This is a genomic window from Streptococcus sp. HMSC061D10 (assembly GCF_001808865.1).
GTDB lineage: Bacteria > Bacillota > Bacilli > Lactobacillales > Streptococcaceae > Streptococcus.
In genome coordinates this window covers 1-2,014 of the sequence record NZ_KV795020.1, presented here as the reverse complement: position 1 = coordinate 2,014, position 2,014 = coordinate 1, and the positions used below count along the sequence as shown (strand labels likewise).

Here is a 2,014-nt window from a genome sequence, read left to right as displayed (position 1 = left end):
TCAATTTGACTTCAGCAAAGCTCTTGCAGGACGTAAACTTAAAGATGGTGAATTTAGCTTCGTATTGAAAGATGCTGAAGGAAATACCCTTCAAACTAAGACAAACGATGCTGATGGTAAAGTGAAATTCGATGCCTTGACATTTACCAATACTCAAGTGGGTGTTCATAAGTACACTGTAGAAGAAGTAGCTGGATCAGAAGCTGGTATGGAATATGACCCAATGAAGGCTGAAGTAACGATCACAGTTACTAAGTCAGGTCATGCTCTTACAGCAACAAAAGCTCTTCCAACCGATACAGAGTTCAACAATACCTTCACACCTGCTGCAACCAATGCTCAATTCCGATTCACTAAGAAATTGGAAGGTAAAGAGCTTACTAAGGATGCCTTCACATTTGAGTTGCTTGAAAACGGTAATGTCATCCAAACCAAGAAAAATGCAGCAGATGGATCTATCACATTTGATGCAATTGAATACAACGCTGTAGGTGAACACACTTACACTGTACGTGAAGTAGCTGGAACAGATACAAATATCGACTACGATTCAATGAATGCAGTCGTAACAGTTAATGTAACGAAAGACGCTGCATCTGGTATCTTGACTGCTAATGTTACAATGCCTGAAGATACAGAGTTTAACAACTATCATGTGGCTCCAGTCGTTGCAAGATTTGACTTTACTAAGAAATTAGCTGGACGTAAATTGGCAGCAGGTGAATTCAGCTTCGTATTGAAAGATTCAACTGGTAAAGAAGTTGAAACAGTGAAGAATGATGAAGATGGTAATGTCACCTTCTCAGAATTGTCATTTGATAACACGAAAGTTGGTACTCATACTTATACTGTAGAAGAAGTTATTCCTGAAAACAAAGAATACGGAATGACCTATGACCAAATGAAGGCGACTGTTACAGTTGAAGTTGCTAAGAATGGTCATACCTTGACTACCGTTACAAATGTTACCTCAACTGGCGGTAAAAATGCTGACGGCAATGCAACTGACGGTACTGCAGATAAAGAATTCAACAACAAAGTAACTCCACCAGAAACTCCAGAATTCCAACCAGAAAAATTTGTCGTTTCTAAAGAGAAATATGACATCACTGGTAACAAGTTGCTGGATGACGACGATGAGTTGAACAATGAGTACACTGAAACAAATGCGGATCCATATGTAGACAAGACAACTAACAATGAACTAGAAAACTTAAATACTAAGACAGTTAAACGTGGTTCTAAATTGGTTTACCAAGTATGGCTTGATACTACTAAATTCACTGAAGCAAACAACATCCAATACGTTGGTGTATCTGATACATACGATGCAGAAAAATTGGACGTTAACGCGGCTGATATCAAAGCTTACGATTCAGTAACTGGTGATGATGTAACAGCTAAATTCGACATCAAAGTTGAAAATGGCACCATCACTGCAACTTCTAAAGAAGAATTTATCAAAGATAAAGTTAATGCTCCTGTTATCGACACCACTAAGTTCGCATTTGGACGTTACTATAAATTTGATATCCTGGCGACTGTGAAAGAATCAGTTAAAGCTGGTGCTGATATTGAAAATACAGCTAACCAAACTGTTCACGTTTACAACCCAGTAAGCAAGACAGTTGAAAAACCAGAAAAACCTACTCAAAAACGTGTGAACAGCGTTCCAGTTCCAGTGGAAATGAACTTCACGAAACGTTTGGAAGGCCGTGAACTTCAAGAGAACGAATTCGAATTCGTATTGAAGAAAGACGGTGTTGAAGTAGAACACGTGAAGAATGACGCGGCTGGTAAGATTGTCTTCAAGACTCTTGAGTTCGGACGTGATGATCTTGGTAAGACTTATAACTACACTGTAGAAGAAACTCCTGGTACAGATGCAACTGTTACATATGACACAATGGTTGCTACTGTTAAAGTTGTGGTATCACATGATGGTACTGCTAAAGCGATCGTTGCGAACGTAACGGATGCTGCGGATAAAGAGTTCAACAACCGCGTAACTCCT

The 2,014-nt window shown here is 39.1% G+C and carries 1 protein-coding gene; it reads left to right on the top strand.

What is annotated here, in order from left to right:
• Positions 1–2,014, top strand: a 2,014-nt coding sequence (locus HMPREF2728_RS06725) for a Spy0128 family protein (RefSeq protein WP_148130297.1), incomplete at both ends; no start/stop codon positions are given.